The organism is Lactobacillus sp. B4026, from assembly GCF_026535825.1.
GTDB lineage: Bacteria > Bacillota > Bacilli > Lactobacillales > Lactobacillaceae > Lactobacillus > Lactobacillus panisapium.
The window spans coordinates 102,575-125,148 of record NZ_JAFNPD010000003.1 but is presented as its reverse complement, the minus strand read 5'-3'; the positions used below and the strand labels follow the sequence as shown (position 1 = coordinate 125,148).

The window sequence follows — 22,574 nt, the reverse complement described above, 5'->3', positions numbered from 1 at the left end:
ATTACTTTGAGGTTCATTTACCAGCAGCAATCAATACTTTTTGCTTACAGCCTCATTTGCCAAAAATGGTAAGTGAGGTTGTTTTGTCCTTAAAATTAACCAAAAATTATTTTGGTTAATCATCAAGGCATTTATTTTGGTGCCAAAAAGCTTCTCTTCTAGCTAACCTAATTCCAAATTGGTTTCTAGCCTATTTAAAAAGTAGCTAATATATAGCAGGTAAAAACCCGATATATATGTGTTCTTATTTTAGCATTTTGAGGTTATAATGTATATTATTTGCTTTACAGCTAGAATTGTTGCAATTAATTTTTTAAAAAGATAGAAAGTTAAAAAATGAATAGGACATATCATTTTATAAATAAATTTATTAGTACAATATTGGTTTCAGCAGCTATCGGAAGCTGCTTTACTGTTAACAATCCTGTGATACCGACCCAAAACGCTGCGGCTAAAGCAACCACTTACCGGCGTTGGGATAAAGCTAAGGCAACTGTTTACTTACAACTAGGTAAAAACAAGGATTTAATTGCCGCTTCAAACGACGCAATTAAGGCATGGAACAAAACCAAGGCGTTTAGGTTTGTTAAGACCAAGAAGCCTAATAAGGCTAAGATTGTCATTATGCCTTGGTACAATACCACCACCGACTTTGCTGGATATACTTCATGGCATTACAAGCTTAAGAATAAGCGAATGCATGATGCCACCATCTTGTTAAATCAATTTTACTTGCAAAACCATTCAAAAATCATTTTGACTCATGAAGACATTGTCAAAGTGGTTGAACATGAATTGGGTCACGCTATTGGCCTTAGTCATTATAAAAAAGCGCCATCAGTTATGGATCCTGAGTGCAAATATACCATTCAGCCACTTGATATTAAAAAAATTAAAAAAATCTACCGTAAATAAGCTGGCAGTAAAACATTTATAGCCAACGAAAAATGCTCTTAAGGACTTAGATTGAATATCTAATTTGTCCTTAAAAGCATTTTTTGTTACCTACCAGCTAACTTTACTAAGTAACTCAATTATTCAATTTTAAATGAATTGCTTACCTGTCCATTAGTCAGTTCTTCTGTCGCAATTGGCTTTTCCGGGTTGTGCTTTTGGTCAACCGTTATTTTGCCAGCAACTCCGGTAAAGTCTTTAATCTTGGCTAAATTGGTTGCAATCTTAGCTGAATCATCCGATTTACCTGTTTCAATTGCTTCTTTAATCATATAAACTGCATCATAAGCAAGGGCTGAAAAAGTCGGTGCTTGTTCGTGATAACGCGCCTTATATGCCTTCATAAACTTAGCTGCAACTGGATCCTTGGCAGCTGCCCGAACAGAAAATGGCGTCGTGTAGTAGATCTTAGTTGCATTTTTATTACCAGCAATTTGGGCTAATTTAGGATCGGCCATGCCATCACTACCAACGATTGGAACTTTAATCCCCATTTGCCGCGCTTGCTTGATGATTAAACCAGCTTCTGTGTAATATCCAGGAACATATATTGCATCAACTTTTTTTGATTTAAATGAAGTTAAAATGGCATTGAAGTCTTTGTCACCTGCTGAAAATGTTTGACTATCAACGATTTTGCCTTGATAAGCCTTTTTAAAGGCCTTAGCCAAACCAGTGCCATAATCACTTGAATTATCAGCTAAAATTGCAACTCTCTTTGCCTTTAACTGATTAAAGACAAATTTCGCTGCGCTGCCACCCTGGAAGTTATTTTGATAGCAGGCACGAAAGACGTATGGTTGAACCTTACCATCTTTTTGTAAAGTAAATTTGGGATCCGTGGCTGATGGACTAACGCTAGGAACGGCTGCCTTAGTTATATTAGGTATCTGAGCAGTTCCGGCATTAGTCGTAGCTGGACCAACAATGGCCGCTACCTTATCCTTTGTTGTCAATTGCGCCGCTACTGAAGCCGAAGTGGCAATAGCCGTTTTATTATCACGAATTATTAGTTTAATTTTCTTTTTATGAGCATTAACGTCGATTCCACCCGCTTTGTTTATTTCACTGGCAGCTAGTTGAATACCCTGTTTTTCGGCTTCGCCATAACCGGAGGCTGCGCCTGACAGTTCCATGTTAACTCCAATTTTTACTACCGCATGATCTTGCTTTGTTCCCGCATTACTGCTATTCTTCGCAACACTACATCCTGACATCATTATCACGGCAGCTGAGGCAGTCATTACTCCCAGCATTTTTTTAGTAAACTTATTCATTATTTTCTCCTTTAAACTACTAGTGGCAATAAAAAAGCCTCGTTCATTTAATGAACGAGGCTCATTGTTACTAAGTAGTTAAGCCCCATTCATTAAGACGCAAACAAGGGCTTAACCATCAATAAATTACTAAAAGCAATTCATTTCGTTAAGTCCTTCGCGACAACAACAAGGCTGCTAAATTCTGAGTATAAGTCATTTTAATAGCAATCGAATTATGATCATTAGTTTCCATTGAAATTTCCTCCTCAGAATTTAGTTTGATGTTTAAAATTATAGCGATTGGCTTTAAGAAAGTCAATCAAAAATGGTAATTAAATTAAAATAAAATGATGCATATTAATGCAAAATTATTTTAACTTAGCTAACCACCAAAATATACTTTCTGAACTTCAGGGTTGGCTAGCAATTCATGGCCTGAACCTGTTAACTGAACCTGACCTGTTGCTAAAACATAACCCCGATTGGCAATTGACAACGCTTGTTTGGCATTTTGCTCAATCAAAAGAATCGTGGTTCCTTTTTCATTTAACTCTTTAATAATCGTGAAAATTTGCTGGATAAACAGAGGTGACAGACCCATTGACGGTTCATCAAGCAGCAATAATTTGGGTTTAGCCATCAGTGCACGGCCAATAGCCAACATTTGTTGCTCCCCACCAGATAAAGTTGCCGCATCCTGATTCTTGCGTTTAGCAAGAATTGGAAACCGGTCAAACACTTCTTGATAGCTCTTGGCGGCTTCACTACTATTTTTTTGTAAAAAAGCCCCCATTTGCAGGTTTTCCATTACCGTTAAGCCTGAAAAAATATGCCGTCCTTCCGGAACCTGCGAAATCCCATCTAGCACAATTTGCGGTGCTTTTTGATGCACAATGTCTTTACCCTGGTAGATAATTTGCCCCTCTTTAGGTTTGAGCAGACCAGAAATCGTTTTTACGATAGTTGATTTTCCAGCACCATTAGCGCCGATAAGGGTGACGATTTCACCTTCATTGATTTCAAAGCTGACCCCTTTTACCGCTTGAATGACCCCGTAATTAACGGAAAGATCACTTACTTTTAGCATTGCCATCTAGTCTTCACCTTCTCCTAAGTATGCTTCGATTACCTTCGGATTTGACCTAATTTCTTCTGGAGTACCAGTGGCAAGCATTTGACCTTGATCAAGGACGTAAATCCGTTCCGCTAAATTCATGACTAAGGACATATCATGCTCAATCAACAAGACGGTAATTTGAAATTCTTGTTGAATATGCTTAATCAAATTAGTTAAATCTGCTGTTTCCTCTGGGTTCATCCCTGCGGCCGGCTCATCCAAAAAGAGAATTTGAGGCTCTGTTGCAAGTGCCCGAACAATCTCGAGCCGACGCTGCGTTCCATATGGTAAATTTTTGGCCAAAGTCTGCTTGTTGGCGGTCAAGTCAAAAATGTCTAAAAGTTTTTCAGCCGCAACTCGCATTTCTTTTTCTGTGCGATAAAAACTAGGTAAACGGAAAACCGTCGTTAAAAAGCCCTCTTTGTACTCATTAGTCATGGCCGTTAATACATTATCCATAACCGTCAGATTTTTAAATAACCGAATATTTTGGAAAGTACGCGATAGCCCCAAATCAGCTATTTGAACAGCGCTTTTTCGCGTTAAGTCATAGTTTTGCTGGTCAACGTGCAAATCAATCTTACCGCTTGTTACCTGAACCATACCGGTCAGCAGGTTAAACAAGGTGGTTTTGCCTGCGCCATTGGGACCAATTAAAGCAACTAATTCATGCTTGTCTAAGTGAAGGGAGACGTCATTAACGGCTGTCAGTCCGCCAAATTTACGCACCACATGCTCAACTTGCAATAAATGTTCCATTCTTTAGCCCCTCTCTTTTTTACCAAAACGACGCGTTAAATTCTTCAGGGAGAATTCCCAGTTACCCAGCAGTCCTGATGGTTTGAAAATCATAATCAGAATCAGTGCAATTGCGTATATCACCATCCGCAACGAGCCAAAGTTCTGCAAAACCGTATCAAGTATGCCTAATACGGTAGCTGCCACAAAGGTTCCGGTCATACTGCCAACACCACCTAAAACAACGATTACCAGAATTGAGATAGATTCCATAATGCCATAATTAGAAGGTGAAATCGTCTGGACGTATGAGGCCTGTAAACTACCGGCAATTGCGGCAGTTGCCCCGCCTAAAACGAAGGCAGCTAATTTCCACTTAGTTGTATTAATGCCCATTGCTTCAGCAGCAATTTCATCTTCACGAACAGCCTTAATCGCTCTACCATCACGTGAGCGAATGAAATTCATCAAAACAATGGTCGTCAAGCAGACCAAGATATAAACAGTTGGCCACGAACAAAACTGCGGAATATTAAACATCCCAGCGGAACCGCCCGTAATTTTCAAATTATTAATAATGTTTCTGATAATTTCGGCAGCACCTAAAGTGGCAATTGCCAAATAATCACCTTTTAGTCTGATAAAGGTTGCGGTACCAATGACAGCAGCAATAATAATCGCTAGCGCCATTCCGATCAGTACAGAAGCAATAAAGCCTAATTCACTATTGATATGCTGCGTAATGATTGCGGTCGTATACGCACCAATTGCCATAAAGCCAGCATGACCTAGCGAAAATTGGCCACTGAATCCGATAATTAAGTTTAATCCCGATGCCAAAATAATGTTAATTCCAATCGTAACTAACATATTTTCGATGAAGTCGTCAATGACACCTACCATAATCAGCGTATTGATTAGATAAAAGCCGGCAACCATGATTGCAAGCCACGACAAAATATATTTCCAATTTGCTTTCATTTTGCCACCTAAACCTTTTCCTTAGTATTTTTGCCAAAAATACCTGCTGGTAAAAAGAGCAAAATAACAATTAACACAAAGTAAACTACGGCATCCTTGTACGCAGAAAGACCAATTGATTGGAAAAATGTTTCCAATATCCCAATTAGGAAACCACCAAGAGATGCTCCAGGTACTGAGCCAATTCCACCTAAAACAGCTGCTACGAATGCTTTAATTCCTGGCGTCATCCCCATTAATGGGTCAATTTGGTTATAGTACATCCCAATCAGGACACCGGCTGCACCTGCAAGCGCTGAGCCCAAGGCAAAAGTAAATGAAATAGTGTGGTTAACATTAACGCCAACTAATTCCGCTGCATCGGGGTCAACCGAAACGGCACGCATTGCGCGCCCCATCTTGGTTTTTTTAATGATAACTTGTAATAAAAGCATTAAAACTAAAGCCGTTGCCAAGATTAAGACCTGGACATTGGAAATGATCACGCCGCCGATATTGTAATTAACTTGTTCCATGACCTGGGGAAAGCTGCGAGCATTTGAACCAACCAGGTAGGACATGCCGTTTTCGAGTAAAAATGACACACCAATTGCGGTAATCAAAACAGCTATCCGCGGTGATTTACGTAGTGGCCGATATGCGAAATATTCAATCACAACACCTGCAATCGCACCAACAATCATTGCTGAAAGCAAGGCAGTAATAAAGTTAAAATGCCACAGGCTAATTGCATAGTATGCAAAAAATGCACCGAGCATGTAAATATCGCCATGAGCAAAGTTGATCAATTTAATAATGCCGTAAACCATGCTGTAGCCTAAAGCCAGTAAGGCGTAAATTGAACCTAGCGACAAAGCATTAATGATTTGCTGTAAAACTATTTGCAAATTTAATCGCTCCTTTAATTTAGTAAATCTGCTGACAAAAAGTTACCCTACTCAATCTTGAATGAATTATTAATTTTGCCATTGGTAATTTCTTCAATAACAATTGGCTCGTCTGGGTTATGGTATTTGTCGATTGTCATTTTGCCCGTAACTCCCTTAAAGTCCTTGAGCTTAGCTAACCCAGCTGCAATCTTAGTAGAATCATCAGATTTCTCGTCTTCGATTGCTTGTTTAACCATGTAAACCGAGTCATATGCTAGAGCTGAGAATGCAGGCGCATCTGCATGATAGCGGTCTTTAAAAGCTTTTAAAAATTTGGAAGCAACCGGATCTTGAGCAGCAACGCGAGTTGAAAATGGTGTGGTGTAGAAAATCTTAGTGGCATTTTTGGCACCAGCAATCTGAACCAGTTTTGAGTCACACATCCCGTCACCACCAACGATTGGAACCTTAATGCCCATTTGACGAGCTTGCTTGATGATTAAGCCAATTTCCGTATAGTAGCCAGGAACATAAATTACGTCAGCGTTTTTAGCTTTAAACGAAGTCAAAACTGCATTGAAGTCCTTATCTCCGGCCGAGTAAGTCTGATTATCAACAATCTTGCCTTTAAAGGTCTTCTTAAACGCCTTAGCCAAGCCCGTACCGTAATCACTAGAATTGTCAGCATAAATTGCTACGCGCTTTGCCTTCAGCTTGTCCATGACAAATTTGGCTGCACTCTCACCTTGAATATTGTTTTGGAAACATGCCCGGAATACGTATTGCTGTACCTTACCGTCTTTTTGCAAGGTGAATTTTGGATCAGTTGCAGACGGGCTGACAAATGGTACAGCAGCCTTGGTAACGTTTGGAATTTGTGCTGTTCCCGCATTAGTCGTAGCAGGTCCCACTACTGCGGCAACTTTATCCTTAGTCGTCAATTGCGCTGCTACAGAAGCTGATGTAGCGATTGACGATTTATTATCACGCATGATTAACTTGATCTTTTTCTTATGACCGTTGACGTTAATTCCACCTGCTTTATTAATTTCACTGACGGCTAACTGGATTCCTTGCTTTTCGGCGTTACCGTAACCTGCAACGGTGCCGGAAAGCTCCATATTGACCCCAATTTTAACTGTATCCTTATCTTGCTTGGTGCCGGCACCGCTACCACCATTTTTGGCAACTGAACATCCCGCTAGCATCAATACTGCTGTGCCTGCTGTCAGGACACCCAATACCTTTTTAGTAAACCTTTTCATCATCTTCTCCTTTATCCCATGCCTACAAAAAGCCTCATTCAAGTTAATGAATGAGGCATCAGGCTAATTGTTAGTTAAGCCTCATTCATCAAGACGTAAACAAGGGCTTAACTTGGGTGAATTACCATTAGTAATTCTCGTTTGCTAAGTCCTTCTCGACAACAAGGCAATAATAATTTCTTGAGCAGCAGCTATTTTAATGTGCAATTGCGCGTTAATTTGTTCGTTGTTCATTAAAATAGCCTCCTCAAAATTTAATTTAATACTTAGAATTATAGGCACAGTAAATTAAGATGTCAATAAAAAATATTAAAATTATTTTATAAATATTTAAATAGTTTTTATTAATTCGCTTACTATTTATTGCAAGGCGCTTTTCTTGCAACCAAATTTTACCGTAAAAAAAAGCTGTGAACTGATAATTCACAGCTAAATACGAGCTACTACTTAAACTTTAAGACGATTTTTTCATATAACTTAACCGTCAATAAATAATAAAAGAGGTAAAGAATGATAAAAATGGTAAACGGTAATATTAGACCACTGTAAGGATTTTCTAGCAGTGTCCTAAATAGCTTAAGCCCAAAGAGAACATCAATTATGCCTAAAATGCCGGGCAGTGCGAACAACGCACCAATTTCCATCATGATTGAGCGCCGGAGCAATTTAATTCTCACTCCCATTTTGGCCAGCATTTGGTAGCGCAAGCGATCATTGTAAGCACCACTGAGTACCTTAAACATTAAGGTTGAAGCAAGCATGGTTAAGAAGGCTAGCCCGAGAAAGAAACCCATGAATTCAAAGCCGCTGACATAGCCGACTACCATTTGATAGGCATTAGCTTTACTAGTATTGGTTACATTAGCTGCAGCTACGTTTTCTTTTACCTCCATGTGCTCTATTTTTAAAATGCGCGGGTAGTCGTGAACGAAGTCTTTCGTCCTAATCAAGGTAATTGCTTTCGGCTTCTGCTTCAATTGCCGGTACTTTTCTTTTGTTACCAGTTGCACTACCTTACCGGTATTGGGAAAGAAATTGCTAAGAATTGGCGCAAGACTATCCTTAGATACGGTTACAACGCGCATTTTTATCATGCCGGTTGAAGTACTTGAGTCAACTAATTCCTTATTTTTAAGTGGTTTATTGGTCAGTTCGGCACTTTGAAAATAGGCTTTTTGGCGATCCTCTTTATAATGGTATGTCTGCTGGCTTTTTAATGTCAGCTTTGCCAATTCCTTTTTAACAGGCTTAGAATCGCTACAAATACTTGCATCATAGTAATATCCTTGGGCAACTGTCTCTTTAAGAGAATTAAAATTAAGGCCAACCGTGATTGCACCTAATGCCAAGGCAAAAAGAAGTGAAATCATGGTTAAAATGCGAGTATAGCTATGCAAGCGAAACTTCAGCTGCCCCAAGGTAAACATGCGAATACCACGGTAGGAAATTTTTTTATTCTTTAAAAGCAAGTTAATAATTGACGTGAAGACCGCATTGAAAACAAAGTATGAACCAACAACAATTGTTATCAGAGCTGTGGGAATAATCTTGAAGATATTATTGGGGTTCAGGGTCATCACATAATAACCGCAAGCAAGCAGGCCAATGCCGGCTATTCCCTCAACTAGCAATAATAGTGGATGCCGCTTCAACTTAACGGGTGTTTGATCTTCGTGCAGCAGGCTGATTACTTGGGTTTTTGTTAACTTGCGCGCATTAAAAAGCGCACCGAAGAAAAAGATAATAATAAAGAAAAGAATCGTGCCTAAAATAGCCCGAGGTAAAATTACCTGAAAGTGGTTAATTGCTAGACCCAACTTGCTGACTAGCAGCCGAGAAACAAGTGCGGTTAAGCCTAAGCCTAAAATAATCCCCACAATTACCGCGATTAGCCCGGTCAGTAAAGTTTCGCAGAAAATTAGAAGACCAATCCGCATGCTTTTTGCCCCGAGCATCATATACATCCCATAATCGTGTTTACGCATGCTTAACAAGAAGGTATTGGCATAGAGCAAGTAAAAGAATGTAATAATCATCAACAACACGATGCCAAAAGTAAAAATATAGTTGACGTAATTCAAGTGGTTAACCTGAAGATCCTTGGCAAGAAAAGCGGGGTTAATAGCAATCGTCAAGAACATGTAAAAGATCATGCTGGCAACAATTAAGCCGGAAAAAAGCACGACATAATCTTTCATTCTGTTTTTGATTCCGGTTAACGATAATTTCCAAATCATAATTTTTCTCCTAGCGCAAAAGTATTAAAAAATCTAAGCGAGAGATTAGTTTTTTCATTTGCTTATTTTTCCTGTGGTAAGACGACTTTCTGGTACAGCTTGACCGTGATTGCATAGTAGATAAAGTACAGAACAATAAAAATTGTAAATGGAATCCATAAGTGATGGTACGGATTAGGCAAAAGAATCCTAAATAGTTTCAATCCAAATAAAACATCTAATATTCCTAATACCGCAGGCAGCAAGAATAATGTACCCAGTTCACTTTTAACTGCTGAACTTAAAACTCTTCTTCGTGCACCAATTTGATAAAGCATCTGGTAACGAATACGGTCCCTAGCTGCACCGCTTAGCACCTTAAACATCAAGGTAGAAGCCAGCATGGTCAGGAAAGCGAGTCCCAAGAAAAAGCCCATAAATTCAAACCCGCCACTGAAATTGCTAATTAATTGATAGAAAACCGGTTTGCTCTCATTAAATTGGTTAAGGTAATGCGGATTTTCTTTTAATTGTAATTGCTGAATCTTTAATAAAGTTGGGTAATCCTGTTCGAAATTTTTAACTAACATTAATGACAAGAAATGAGGCTTACCGGGTAAGTTCTGCCAGTCAGAATGGGACACCAGTTTAATTTTCTTAGTCGTCCCTAGTAGTGAACTAAAGGCATTGTTTGCATGTGTATCACTTTTAGCAAGGTCACTAAGTGCTAAATTGACAGTTTTATATGTTGGTTCATGACCTGCTAAATAGGCCTCTTTGTCTTTAACCGGCTGCTTTTTTAACTCATCCCGCATTAAAAATAAATTCTTGTGATTTTCTTTATAATGATAGGTTTGCTCAGTAGAAATATGTAATTTGGCAACTTCGGTTTTAACGGCGGGCGATGCGCTGACAACAATATTGTCGTAATAGATGCTTTCTTTGCCCAAATCTTTAAGAGTAGTGAAGTTAAGTCCCACAGTGATTGCACCCAATGCCAAAGCAAACAGCAGTGAAATAATAGTTAAGATTTTAGTTAAGTCATGCAGGCGAAACTTCAGTTGGCCCAAGATGAAAACGCGCAATCTGCGATAAGAAAGAGATCTTTTTCTAATTAAGAAATTAATGACGCCAACACACGCGGCATCAAAAATAAAATACGTTCCTGCAACAATTGTTATGAGTGCACCTGGAATAATTAGTAAAAACATGTTTAAAGGCAGACCCAAGATATGGTAACCAGCCGCTAATAATAGCAGACCCAAAACAGCTTCAACTGCAAGCTTAATCGGATGATTACCTAGTTTAGCAGGTTTTTGATCCTCCTTGAGTAAGCTAATAATTGGCGTGTGCGTTAATTTTCGCACATTATGAATAGCGCCCCAAAAGAACATGAAAATGAAGAAAATGAGTGTCCAGCCAATTGCTGGCGGATAAATCACAGCAAAGTGAGTAATCTGTAAATTTAATTTTGTAATGAGTAATTGTGACACAATAGCAGTTAAGCCAAAGCCCAAGACAATACCTGCAATTGTAGCCAATATCCCAGTAATTAAGGTTTCGATAAAAATCAATAGCCCGATGCGGCTGCTTTTAGCTCCTAGCGACATAAACATACCGTAATCATGCTTGCGCATACTGAGCAAAAGCGAATTGGCATTAATTAAGTAAACAAAAGTAATCAGGACTAATAAAACGATCCCAAAGGCAAAGGTGAAATTTAGATAATCCGTTGAGGCATTGACATCATGACTAATAAAAGAAGGATTAATAGCAATCGTTAAGAACATGTAAAAGATCATGCTAGCAACTATTAAGCCTGAAAAAAGAACGAGATAGTCTTTAAGTCGGCTTTTGATGCCCGTTAAAGAAAGTTTCCAAATCATGATTTTCACCCTATTCTTCAGTACCTAAGTGTTCAAGCAATTGGTGATAAAACTTTTGTCTCGGTAAATCTTGCTTGAGTAGTTGCTCACCTATTTTTCCGTCTTTAATAAACAAAATACGGCTAGCAAAACTGGCGGCAAGTGGATCATGCGTAACCATTAGGGTTGTAATACCATCGTTTGTATTTAAGTCGCTCATTGTATCTAACAGTTCACGCGCACTCTTTGAATCAAGAGCTCCAGTGGGTTCATCAGCTAATAAAATTGCTGGTTCATGTACTAAAGCCCTAGCTGCGGCAACTCTCTGCTTCTGCCCGCCAGAAACTTCAGCCGGATATTTATTAATAATCTGACTAATACTTAACCTAGCAGCAATACGGTCAACTAACGGATCAATTCGACTAGACTTTACCCCTTGAAGTGTCAACGGTAAGGCAATATTTTCGCGGTTAGTCAAATTTTCCAGTAAATTAAAATCTTGAAAAATAAAACCGATTTGCTTACTCCTGAAGTCTGCTAGCTGGTTGGCATTAAGTGTGCTGTTGTCTTGGTGATTAATAAAAACGTGGCCCGTTGTCGGTTTATCAAGTGTAGAAAGAATATTAAGCAAAGTGGTTTTACCTGAACCAGAAGCACCCATGATGGCAACGAATTCACCTGAATTAACGGCGAAATTAATCCCCTTAAGTGCCTGATATTGCTTTTCTCCTCGTTTACCGTAGGTTTTAGTAACTTGATCTACTCGTAAAATTTCAGTCATAATTCAACCTCACTGTCATTTCTCTGTATTATTTAACTAATACACTATTCCATTATTTTGAACTTGTCAAACAAAAAAAGCCATTTGCAAAGCAAATGACTTTTAAATTTAATTATTTATCTAAAAACGGACTATCTAGCTCTACTCATCACGGTTTTTAACGGGGTAACAATAATTGGCGTAACGATAGCAGTAAAGATTGCTTCAATCAGTCCATTCATGCCAAGCGCAATAATCAGTGCTTGGATCAAAGGTGTTCCCGTGGCAAAATTGCCCATATACCCCATTAGCCTGGAGGAATTTCCCATAAAAATGAGACTAGTCAAAAGAATGACTAAAACCGTATTTGTTAATGACGTAACTGCACCAGCAACGATATAGCTGCCTTCTTTAACGCCTCTACTCTTATTTTGACTGGCCTTACCAATTAGCCCTGGGAAAAGTCCCGCACAAATACTTGGGATAAATGAAATAAAAATATTCTGGAATAGGATTAAGCTGACCATATCACCAGGCTGGGTATATGCTAGGATCACCCGTAGCAGTCCCCAGAAAATGCCAAAACAAGTTCCGGCAACCGGTCCCATTAACAGTGAATAAACAGCAACTGTCAACGGCGCTGTAGTAATTGCAGGCAAGCCAGGCAAAATACGGATATAACCAATATTAGGGACGAAAGTCTGCAGTAAAAAAATTGCAATAAATAAGGCAGTAATTGCCAAGTTTCTAGTTTGTTCTCTACGCATCTGATTTCTCCTTAAATAACACGTTGTCATTATATTGCTAAACCAAATAAGCCGCAAATAATCGTGCTTAAGATTATTAAAAATTATAATAATGGCATAAAGAAAAACTATCAATGCTATCTGCAGCAAGTTTAATTATTTATTATTGGTGATGGCAAAAAACTGCCGTAATTTTTGGGCCTCGTCCTGTAATTTCTCTTCGTTATCTACTTGGGATAGTTTGTAGCCAACAAAATATGGTGGCGCAGCAAAACGCGCAATCAGCTTAGCACAAATCACATTATTTTTTCGCGGATAAAAAAAGAGGTTATACGAATCACACCGGCCATTCGAAAGAACCGTCAGCATATATTTTGCTCCGCATTGAATCCAATCTGCCCACAAGTCTATACCGGCGCTATTAAGCAAATTGATATTAATTTCAATATAGCCTTGAACCGGAAAACGGGCAATATTGACTTCTACGTTTTCCTGGTTAAACAAAGTAACCCCATTAAAATTCTTTTCTGACAAATAATGGTAGCCGTCTTGCTTTTTCAGGCCAACAATCTGCATATGAGGATGAATGAGTGATCCACCCGATTGCGGGCCAAAATTTTTATACCACAAGGTTGACCGAAATTCTTCTTGCTTTCGCATTTTATTAAAGCATGCTAAAGAAAAACGCATTAACGCCCGGTTTTGTTTAGTAGAATAAGTGGTAATATCGCCTTGATGATCGCTCGACTCAATTAGAACGGTTTGAACCGTATCACGCAACGTAGGATATTTGTTGCGCAACCAAATCATATCGCCGTTACGGTCATAGATGTTACTCAATTCATCTGGTGCGCAAAAGGGACAGCCTGACTTATTCTTGGTTTTCCGGTATGAATTGGGCTTTTCTTTGGCAATATTAACATCAAAAATTAACGGATCATTTTCCATGCGAACCTCCTAAACAAGTTTTTTAACTATTGTATTTTACTAGAGCCACAATAGATGATAAACTGGAACCGCAATTATTTTTAAAAAATTATTTACAGTGGGTAAAAATTATGGAATCGAGAAAAAACTTAAAAAAATACAATAATCGCAACAATCTTTACCTAATCATTATTGGAATTGTTTTAATTTTAGCGGTTGTTTTCGGCGTAGTTTTATATAACCACCATGTCGAGTCACAAAGACAGGCAAGAGAATTTGCCACCAACCATTTTAACCCTAATGTAAGTATTTATGGTGTTAAAGTGGGTAATTTAACTGTTGCCAAGGCAACGGCCAAAATTAACCGCCAGGCCAACAATATTGTGACCCTTGAAAAAGGTAAAGTCGCAATCGAGCGTGATCCCAGCATTAACACAATTGATCGGCAAACTGTGCGTGATTATTTTGCTAAACAACACACAACCATGCCCAACAAGAAAAATTACGAGTACTACTATACTGATTTAGAAAGTGCCAACAGCAAATTAACGTCAGTTAGTCGTGCCAGCGTTACCTACAAAGTTGCCGGTAAGTCCTATAAATTAAAGGCAAATGAGCTCCTTAACAAGGTCATTTTTAAACAAGGTACATTCTCGTTTATTAATTCGGAGAATCTAACAGCGAAATTAAATAAGATCGACCAAGAAGTTTCGACAATTCATAAAAGCTACCAGTTTAAAGTACCGGTTAAAAATAAGCTTAATAGTAAAGCAATTACCGTCAAAAATGAGAGCTACGGCTGGGGCGTTAACGTCAAAAAAGCGCAAAAAGCAGTTGAAGAGGCCTTTTTAAAAGGTACAACCAGCTTAAATGGTGAAGATTACATCTATGGTTTAGGCTACAGTACTTATGGTCTAGGCTATAACAAGTCCAATCATGGAATCGGAAATGATTATGTTGTTGTTTCTCTCAAGAAACAAGAATTATGGATTGTCAGAAAAGGCAAATTAGCCGTTCACTTAAACGATGTTGTTACTGGAACTGAAAATGGCGGCAAAGGAAACCGTACCCCTACTGGCGTATGGTATATTCAGTATAAAGAGTCGCCTGCTGTTTTACGTGGCCGCAACAATGACGGTTCAAAGTATGCCTCTCCGGTAAAATACTGGATGCCATTTACTCTTAGCGGTTGCGGATTGCATGATGCCAGTTGGCGCGGCGATTGGAGTAAAAAGGCGTACTTGCGGGGCGGTTCTCACGGTTGCGTCAATATTAAGCCAGGTGAAATCAAGCATGTTTGGCATAATGTTGTTAAGCATGAAGCAGTCATCGTCTATGACTAACTCGTGAATACTCTAAGTTAATAATAATTAAAAAGGCATGTTGCAATTTACAGCAGCATGCCCTTTTAATTTACTAGCGCATTTGTTAATAAGGGAAAAGCTGGTACGATAAAAGTGCCTATTCTGCTACGTCAATTACTATTACCATTAATAAATTACAATTAATTACTTAAAGTGTTATTTTGCACCAATGAAAAAACACCAAGCTAAATGTTTAGCTTGGTGTTTTAAGTCTATCAATATTAACCTAATGATACGAACTTGATAAGTGTTAGATTACTACTTATCCTGCGACAAAATTGCCTTGATTGCTTCATTAACTTGAGCTTTTTCATTTGCAACTAAAGCAGCTTTTGTTGCAATTACGCGTGTATCCATCTTAATTTCACGACCAAGTCCTGGTTGATCGATTTTTGGCTCAAAGAATTCCTTGAATTCCGTTAATCTTTGTGCGGTATCGAAAACTTTCGCAGTTACAGTGATATAACTTGTGAATTCCATATCGCCACCGATTGTCTTTTCAAGCCATGACCAGTCTTGACGTAACCAATCCCATGCTAATTGTTGACCATTCTGGTTAAGTAAAATGGAGCGGTACCAAGCACGAAGATCTTGGGGTTTGATAATATCAGCATTTTCCAAATTATCCACAATCTTCTCTAATTCATTCTTGTCCTTAGTCATAGTAATAGCTGCTAACAAGTCTTGCTTAAAGTATGGATCTACTGCTTCTTGGTACTGCTTAATTAAGTCGGCAACAAGACCAGGTTGATGATAATTTCTAACTTCATTTACTAAAACATGAGGCCGTACTGATGCCTCAATGGCTGCTAAATTGTCCTTATTTTCTGTAAAAATTTGGTGACCTGCTGCATAAATAGAAGAATTTTCTGCATATAGCGCAGCCATTAAGACGATTGGTCGAATCAGTTTATCATCTGAAGTATCAGTCTCTTTGGCTTGCCAGCCTAAGCGGGTTACATTTTCGGCAGATAATTTATTGCAAAATGCCTTCAACGCTTTTTCGTCAGCCGATCCGGGAGTGACAAATTTCCGCAATTGATCAACAATATTGAATAAAATATTAATAACAATATTAGATCTAGATGCAGCAAACTTCGGCAATAGCGGAATGATTTGCGCATAAGAAATTTGGTTACCCGCGGCAAGCAAGGACAAGTCTTGCAAGAGTTGTAATTGGTCAACTGGCTGTAATTGATCAACTTCGGTCATAATATCATTCATCAATGTTTCGTCATAGTTAACAATAAAGTGCGAACTATTACCAACATTAATGCGTAATGCATGACCAGCTTTTGCACGCAGGTCTTGATAATCACCAAGATCAAGTTCACGCTCTGACATAATTTGTGGCGCAGCGAAATTGGCGTTAAGTGGAATTGCCCATTTACGGTTAGCATCTTTGCCTTCACCAATAAAGAATTGCTTTTGGCTTAAAACCAAATGATTTTCTGCATTAACTTTAGCCGTGACAACCGGATAACCAGGTTGATCGAGCCAAGTGTGCATAATTTTACCAATATCTAAGTCAGTTGCAGTAGACAATGCATTCCACAGATCGTCACCGGTTGCATTGCCAAACTGATGTTGGTCAAAGTAATACTTCAGCCCTTTGCGCAATGCCTCGTCGCCCAATAAAGCGCGAACCATTACTAACATTCTTGAGCCTTTAGCGTAAACTATCGCACTATCAAAAATCGAATCAATATCGGCAGGATGTTCAACTTCAACGTGAACTGGTTGAACGCCATCAGTGGCATCACGATTTAAAGCAGCAGGAACTTCTGATATTTGGTAAACGTTATCCCAAACATGCCATTCAGGCTCTAAAGCGTCAATTGAGACATATTCCATCATGTTGGCAAAACTTTCGTTTAACCATAAATCGTCCCACCACTTCATCGTTACCAAATCACCAAACCATTGGTGAGCAAGTTCATGGGCAATAACTGTTGCCACATAAGCTTTTTGCTCAGGAGTAGCATTGTCTGGATCCAATAAAATTGCGGCTTCACGGTAAGTAACCAAGCCCCAGTTTTCCATTGCCCCGGCAGAAAAGTCAGGTAGCGCTAATTGCCAAGAATGTGGTAATGGGTACTTAGTTTGATAGAATTCCTCATAAAATTCAATTGCCCGCTTGGCGATATCAAGCGCAAAGTTTAGTTCCTTAGCTTGATGCGCTTTAGTCGCAAACACGCCTACTTTGACGCCGTCTTTGGTTTCTGTCATCTTAGATTGTAATTCACCGAACGCAAACGCAATCAAGTAACTGGACATTCTAACTGTTTTTTCAAAATAGTGAACGCCATTTTCAACCTTGATTTCCGGCATATTAGCAATTGTCGTTTCGCCTTCGTGCTCGTCATATTTAAGGGCTAACGAAAAAGTGGCCTTTGCTTCAGGTTCATCAACGCATGGGAAAGCCTGACGAGCTGAGGTAGTTTCAAATTGTGTTCCAATAATCTGTTTTTTAACGCCATTCACTTTGTAATATGAAGGATAAATTCCCATCATAGTATCAGTTAGTGGTGCGGAATAAGTAATCTCAACTGTAACTTTGCCAGTTTTGCCTACCGCAATTTTTATTGCTTCGTCCTCATCATCAACGGTGAAAGGAACCTCAGTACCATCACACATGACTTTTGTAATAGTCATATATTTTTGGTTAATTAAAATTGTATCTTCGATTGCCTCACCGGTAATTGTTGAAGTACCGGTAATTGTTTTCTGTTCACGGTTAACATCAATAAACAAGTCATAATGATCAGGATGAAAAGTTTCATAAAAATGTTTTGCAGTCATAATCTACCTCCTAGAATAGTTTCCTCTAAATTCTACCAAAACTATGCAGAAATAACATTAAAACTTGATTGTAAGAGTCGCGTGTTAATTCTGTAACAACAATGAAATATTGCATGTGTATGATTATCCATAGTAAATAAATGATCTTTTTTATAGGGAATGAAGAAATTGAAGAAAAATAAAAGTCTGTTAACTAAGTTAATTGCAGCTTTAGCACTATCTTTTGGTTTTACTGTTGTTGCGCAAACAACTAACACCAGTTCAAATGTTCAAACTGTTCAAGCTGCTAGAAAATTATCTAAGCGTGAACGTGCTGCCAAGAACTGGATTGCAATGAGAGAATCCGGTGGTAACTACTATGCTAGAAATGGTGTGTGTTACGGTAAGTACCAATTAAACATTAATTACCTTCATGGTAATTATTCCCCTAAGAACCAGGAACGAGTTGCCGATAATTACGTATACGGCCGCTACGGTTCATGGGTTAATGCCAAGAGCTTTTGGTTAAGTCATCATTGGTATTAAAAAGAGTAATAGATTTCAGTTTTCCTAATAATAAAAACAGTTTAGTAATTGACTAAGCTGTTTTTTATTTTGTCCTATTTTTGATTGTCATTAATCAAAACCAAATAAAAAAACTGCGCTTTTGTGTCTTACCAAAAGTGCAGTTTTTTCTTAATTAAGCATGGTGTCTTAACAAATGAGCCTTCGCAGGTTCACTTCTCAGCCAACTGGCAAAGAAGGCAAATCCAAAAATGATTACGGCAATTATTGCTGTAAAGATGAATAAACCATTCCCACTATTAAGGGCAATTGTTTGCTCATCATCTAAAAGGCGACTTGACTCATTAACTTGATTACACAATCCAAAGAATAACATGATTAGACTGCTTAAAGTTAGTACGCCGTTAATTGCTGTTAAAATTTTTATTTTCGTTAACTTCAAAAAATCATGTCCTTTCTTTTGATTCAAATATGTGCAATTATATACCTTTTAGAAATAAATGCAATACTTTTGTTTAAAAAAATTCGCACTTTTTAATTTTTATATTAATATTCTTTCTAGTAAGTCTAAATGCTGGCAAATAGCCCACAAAAAGCAGCTACACTGCCTATTTATGACCATTCGCTGGCCAACCACTCTTGAGCTAACTTAAACCAGTGGGCCGCATGCGGATTTTCCTGCCACTCGCGCCCTTTTATTACCATATCCTTACGGGCTAATGAAAAGCCGTGACCACCACGATTGAAAATATGAACCTCACATGGCACATTTTTAGCATGTAAAGCAGCAATATATTCCATGGTATTTGTCACTAATACAACGGGATCATCCCACGCATGAAAAATAAAAGTTGCAGGCGTTTTGGCAGTTACACCCAATGAGCTATTTTTAACAAACTCATCTGGCGGTACTTTGCCCTCCTCTTCAGCGGGGACATCAAAGCCAATTTTAGCTAAGTTAATTAACGGGTACCCTAAAATAGTCTTAGATGGTAAGACGGCACTGCTGGTAAAAGAAAATTCTTTTTGGTATTTAGGAGAGTTAGCCATGCTATTGGCAAAGCTGGCCACGTGACCGCCAGCTGAAAAACCAACAGTAACAATTTTTGCAGGATCAATATTGTATTCACGCGCGTGATCACGAAAGTACTTAACCGTAGTCAATACATCTAGCCCCGCATCCGGATAGATATCACCTTCATCTTGAACCAAGTTATATTCCATTACAACGCTGTTGAAGCCGCAGTTATTAAAGGCAAGTGCTACCGGCTCGCCTTCTCGTAAAGACAAGTGGTCAAAACTGCCACCTGGAATAATAATAGCAAGCGGATGCTTAGGAGTCACTAAGTCACCAATTGAATCCAGAGTATAAGTATGAACTTTAAACTCCCGCTTGTTAAAGTTAGTTAACGTTAAATCATTTACTTTCATTTTTTCACCTCACGTTTAGCCATCTTTTTTGCTAAAAAAGCAGTCGATAATGGCACAGTTAGTAATACACCAATCAATGAATACATAATAATAAGCGTTTCATTGACAAATAATTTTTCATTTAAAATTTCACCTAATGTGTAATTGAGCCTAATATACCACAAAAATAGGGAAAGAAAGCTACCAAACATGCCAAATAAAATGGTATTCATCGCTGTTCCTAAAACATCGTTGCCGATTTTTGCCCCACTATTCAGTAGTTCTTCATGGGTAATCTCGGGATTGTGCTTTTTAATTTCTAATAATCCAGAACTCATTGCAACCGCCGCTTCCGCAACCGCTCCAAGCGTTGAAAAAATCGCAACAGCTACGGCAATTAGCGGATAACTTAGCCCCGGCATTTGTGATAAACCAACGAGAATCTCTCCTGCTTCTGGGCCTAGACCAGCAGCTTGTGCCAGCCATTCGAATCCTAAAATCAAACAACTGACAACTAAACACACAATTAGAGCAGAATAAAATGAGTTTTTCGCTACTTGATAGTCATGCGTTCCCAAAAAGATTATTGTCACTAATTTGAGTGGAATAAAAATCAAAATTAACACGGGAATGCTAATACCCCATGAAATCAGAATTGCCAGCAAAATTAACAATAAGGTGTTAATTAGCACACTGAAAAAACTACGAATGCCGGTTTCACCGCCAATGACCGTCATTAATATTGCCAAAACGATTATCAGTGCCATTAATGTGTTCACTTTTTATTCCACTCCTTCCATTTTTGACCTTCTAAGAAGAATAAACTACAGCCAGTCGCGAAAACGACCGTCAAAACAATTCCAATTGCGGAGATAACGCTTTGCGTTACTCCTAAAGATAAGGTGAAGCCAAAGGTGGAACTTAAAGTGTTGTTGTCACGTAAATAAATAATTGTTAGCGGCAACGCTTCAGACATGAAAATCAGCACTAACACATTAATCAGTGGTCCCATAATCTCTTGGCCCATTGTTCGGCCACTTTCAATCAGCTGTTTGGCAGTCAAATCTTTTTTAGTCTGAATTAACTCATATAAGCTTGAGATAATATCCGTTGCTTCATCCATCACTGCTCCTAAAATGCCGAGCAAGGTCTGTGCTAAAAAAATGCCGCGGGGATCTTGGGTAGCGTAATCGCCAGTTTCATATTTGATTTCGGACTCTCCCGTAAGGCGCATAATTAAGTAGCACAAAGCAAACGAAACAAAGACTCCTAACAGCGTCGCGGCCCAGGTCGCCAGCATTTTTTTATTAAGTCCTTGAACAAGCAATAAGCTGAAAAAGGAAAAGACGATGTCAGCAAAGCCAAAGAGCAGCACAATATACGAGCCGTTCAGTTTAATATCGGTCATAATTACGAGGTAAAACAGGAGCCAGCTCAAAGCCATGGACGCAATCAGTCCCAGCGTGTTTTTACCAGAAACGGCTACCATTAGTGTCGCCATGACTGTCAGTGCTAAAACCAACACCCAATCGCGTTTAGGCGTTTGAATAGCCGGATCATTATGTTTAATATTGACAAAAATCCGCTGACCAGCCCGGTATTTTTGCGTAATCAATTGCGATGGGTAATAATAATTGACCGTTCGGTAAGTTTGGTTCTTATGCTTGCCAGATAAAACTTTGAGGTGAAGCACCTGTTTTCTGGTTTCGTCCTTGTTGTTATACACATCCGTACTTTTTTCAACTAAAGTGTCCTTAATCGTGCGGTCCGTAATTACTGCTACATCATGCTTAGTGTAGATGTCAGTGGCAAAATAAGTACACGCCGTCAAGGCCAGTCCAATAATGGCTACAACTAGCGCCAACATATAGCGCTGCTTAGTTTTTTTCAATGTAATCATCCTTAATCTATACTTGTCTACTGTACCTCAAAAGCGGATATCATAATTAAAAGTTTAACTTAAGTTTGCTAAATTTGGCATTAATAAAAACGGCTTTTTTTTAAAAGTCGTTTTTACTTAATCTACATATCAATAAATTTTTGCCACCAGTGCTTTTTTTCCGGTTCTACTTGCATATCTGACAATGTCCGGTGCGCATTAACCGTACTTTTTTGGGCGTTTTCTTGTGCTTTTGACAAAATTTCATCATGCACTTCTTTGCTCGATTTTTGTTCATCATTAGCAACCTGCGCCCGCTTTTCAGCAGGCGTCAGTGGTTTAGTTTCTTCAGCAAAAATTGGTGCAGTTGCCAGATCATCGGTTACAATTCCTGAAATATCAGGTAAGCTAGCAAAATCGGCTTCTTTGGCAGATGAATTTTCTAACTCCTTCTGTCTTGTTAGTAGATCTTTATTCTGCTTTTCAATTCGATTTAACTGCTTTTGTAATTTCGCAAGCGCTGAATTTTGTTGTCCGATAGTCTGTTGCAAGGCATTAAGAAGTTTCATTACCTGCGGTGTGCTCATCACTTCATTGTTAGGTTCGTCCACGGCATTTGATTCTTTTGCGCTTTTATCACTCACAGCAAAAATCTGCTGTGCCGCTTCTTGCAAAGTAAGGCCATTTTCCTGTGCTAACTTATGAAAATCCTTTAAGTCTTGAACATCCTTTTTACTATATAACCGGGCATTTTGTTTGGTTCTAGCGTAATAATCAGGCTTACCGGCAACTTTTTCAACTATTAAGGAATATTTGCGCAAAGTGGCAACACTAATCTGCAATTCCTTAGCTGTTGCTGCAGGGGCGGTCAATTCTTCAAAATCATGCTTATCTTTAGTCATAAAATATTACTCCCAG

At 38.6% G+C, this 22,574-nt stretch carries 20 protein-coding genes; 3 read left to right on the top strand and 17 right to left on the bottom strand.

From position 1 onward, the window contains the following. The first annotated feature begins 336 nt into the window (after window positions 1-336). Window positions 337-915, top strand: a complete 579-nt coding sequence (locus J3U69_RS03895; protein ID WP_267413091.1) for a matrixin family metalloprotease — start codon at window positions 337-339, stop codon at window positions 913-915. A gap of 119 nt (window positions 916-1,034) precedes the next feature. Here J3U69_RS03895 and J3U69_RS03890 read toward each other — a convergent pair whose 3' ends face one another. The 11 genes from J3U69_RS03890 to J3U69_RS03840 all read right to left on the bottom strand — a co-directional run bounded on the left by J3U69_RS03890 (window position 1,035) and on the right by J3U69_RS03840 (window position 13,718). Continuing rightward, complete coding sequence (locus tag J3U69_RS03890; RefSeq protein ID WP_416381937.1) at window positions 1,035-2,234, bottom strand: ABC transporter substrate-binding protein; 1,200 nt, start codon at window positions 2,232-2,234, stop codon at window positions 1,035-1,037. 361 nt (window positions 2,235-2,595) lie between these two features. After that, window positions 2,596-3,306: an ABC transporter ATP-binding protein gene (locus tag J3U69_RS03885; RefSeq protein ID WP_164715403.1), complete on the bottom strand. Its 711-nt coding sequence runs from the start codon at window positions 3,304-3,306 to the stop codon at window positions 2,596-2,598. After that, on the bottom strand, window positions 3,307-4,089 hold the full coding sequence (locus tag J3U69_RS03880; protein ID WP_103752808.1) for an ABC transporter ATP-binding protein: 783 nt from the start codon (window positions 4,087-4,089) through the stop codon (window positions 3,307-3,309). It lies immediately after the preceding gene. Between the two features lie 3 nt (window positions 4,090-4,092). Next, window positions 4,093-5,049: a branched-chain amino acid ABC transporter permease gene (locus tag J3U69_RS03875; RefSeq protein WP_220220603.1), complete on the bottom strand. Its 957-nt coding sequence runs from the start codon at window positions 5,047-5,049 to the stop codon at window positions 4,093-4,095. An 8-nt stretch (window positions 5,050-5,057) separates the two neighbouring features. After that, a complete protein-coding gene (locus J3U69_RS03870; RefSeq protein WP_103752806.1) occupies window positions 5,058-5,936 on the bottom strand; it encodes a branched-chain amino acid ABC transporter permease in 879 nt (292 codons plus the stop codon). A 47-nt stretch (window positions 5,937-5,983) separates the two neighbouring features. Beyond that, complete coding sequence (locus tag J3U69_RS03865; RefSeq protein ID WP_416381936.1) at window positions 5,984-7,186, bottom strand: ABC transporter substrate-binding protein; 1,203 nt, start codon at window positions 7,184-7,186, stop codon at window positions 5,984-5,986. A gap of 440 nt (window positions 7,187-7,626) precedes the next feature. Then, window positions 7,627-9,420 (bottom strand): FtsX-like permease family protein, encoded by a 1,794-nt coding sequence (locus J3U69_RS03860; RefSeq protein ID WP_267413088.1) that lies wholly within the window; start codon window positions 9,418-9,420, stop codon window positions 7,627-7,629. Between the two features lie 62 nt (window positions 9,421-9,482). Beyond that, window positions 9,483-11,285: an FtsX-like permease family protein gene (locus J3U69_RS03855; RefSeq protein ID WP_267413087.1), complete on the bottom strand. Its 1,803-nt coding sequence runs from the start codon at window positions 11,283-11,285 to the stop codon at window positions 9,483-9,485. A gap of 10 nt (window positions 11,286-11,295) precedes the next feature. Further along, window positions 11,296-12,045: an ABC transporter ATP-binding protein gene (locus tag J3U69_RS03850; protein WP_103752803.1), complete on the bottom strand. Its 750-nt coding sequence runs from the start codon at window positions 12,043-12,045 to the stop codon at window positions 11,296-11,298. 131 nt (window positions 12,046-12,176) lie between these two features. Beyond that, window positions 12,177-12,791 (bottom strand): ECF transporter S component, encoded by a 615-nt coding sequence (locus J3U69_RS03845; RefSeq protein WP_220220600.1) that lies wholly within the window; start codon window positions 12,789-12,791, stop codon window positions 12,177-12,179. 135 nt (window positions 12,792-12,926) lie between these two features. Continuing rightward, a complete protein-coding gene (locus J3U69_RS03840; RefSeq protein WP_220232661.1) occupies window positions 12,927-13,718 on the bottom strand; it encodes a DUF4931 domain-containing protein in 792 nt (263 codons plus the stop codon). Between the two features lie 110 nt (window positions 13,719-13,828). Here J3U69_RS03840 and J3U69_RS03835 point away from each other — a divergent pair, with 110 nt between their 5' ends. Further along, window positions 13,829-15,040, top strand: coding sequence for a L,D-transpeptidase family protein (locus J3U69_RS03835; protein ID WP_220220598.1), 1,212 nt, complete (start codon window positions 13,829-13,831; stop codon window positions 15,038-15,040). 279 nt (window positions 15,041-15,319) lie between these two features. On the opposite strand, the gene J3U69_RS03830 is transcribed toward J3U69_RS03835, so the two are convergent. Beyond that, window positions 15,320-17,863, bottom strand: coding sequence for a M1 family metallopeptidase (locus J3U69_RS03830; RefSeq protein WP_267413086.1), 2,544 nt, complete (start codon window positions 17,861-17,863; stop codon window positions 15,320-15,322). 159 nt (window positions 17,864-18,022) lie between these two features. On the opposite strand from J3U69_RS03830, the gene J3U69_RS03825 reads away from it, so the two are divergent. Beyond that, a complete protein-coding gene (locus tag J3U69_RS03825) occupies window positions 18,023-18,388 on the top strand; it encodes an aggregation promoting factor surface protein (protein ID WP_220220595.1) in 366 nt (121 codons plus the stop codon). Window positions 18,389-18,542: 154 nt separating this feature from the next. On the opposite strand, the gene J3U69_RS03820 is transcribed toward J3U69_RS03825, so the two are convergent. The 5 genes from J3U69_RS03820 to J3U69_RS03800 all read right to left on the bottom strand — a co-directional run bounded on the left by J3U69_RS03820 (window position 18,543) and on the right by J3U69_RS03800 (window position 22,558). Then, the gene (locus tag J3U69_RS03820) at window positions 18,543-18,809 is read right to left on the bottom strand and encodes a hypothetical protein (protein ID WP_220220594.1); all 267 of its coding nucleotides are present in this window, start codon (window positions 18,807-18,809) and stop codon (window positions 18,543-18,545) included. 170 nt (window positions 18,810-18,979) lie between these two features. Continuing rightward, window positions 18,980-19,798 carry an alpha/beta hydrolase gene (locus tag J3U69_RS03815; protein ID WP_267413085.1) on the bottom strand — a complete coding sequence of 273 codons (819 nt, stop codon included), beginning with the start codon at window positions 19,796-19,798 and terminating at the stop codon, window positions 18,980-18,982. Further along, entirely contained in the window at window positions 19,795-20,556 is a 762-nt protein-coding gene (locus J3U69_RS03810; RefSeq protein ID WP_220220592.1) for a YibE/F family protein, read from the bottom strand. The genes J3U69_RS03815 and J3U69_RS03810 overlap by 4 nt, the downstream gene beginning before the upstream one ends. After that, on the bottom strand, window positions 20,553-21,677 hold the full coding sequence (locus J3U69_RS03805; RefSeq protein WP_416381935.1) for a YibE/F family protein: 1,125 nt from the start codon (window positions 21,675-21,677) through the stop codon (window positions 20,553-20,555). Before J3U69_RS03805 ends, J3U69_RS03810 begins: the two co-directional genes overlap by 4 nt. Before the next feature lie 122 nt (window positions 21,678-21,799). After that, window positions 21,800-22,558, bottom strand: coding sequence for a transcriptional regulator (locus tag J3U69_RS03800; RefSeq protein ID WP_220232657.1), 759 nt, complete (start codon window positions 22,556-22,558; stop codon window positions 21,800-21,802). Window positions 22,559-22,574: the final 16 nt, after the last annotated feature.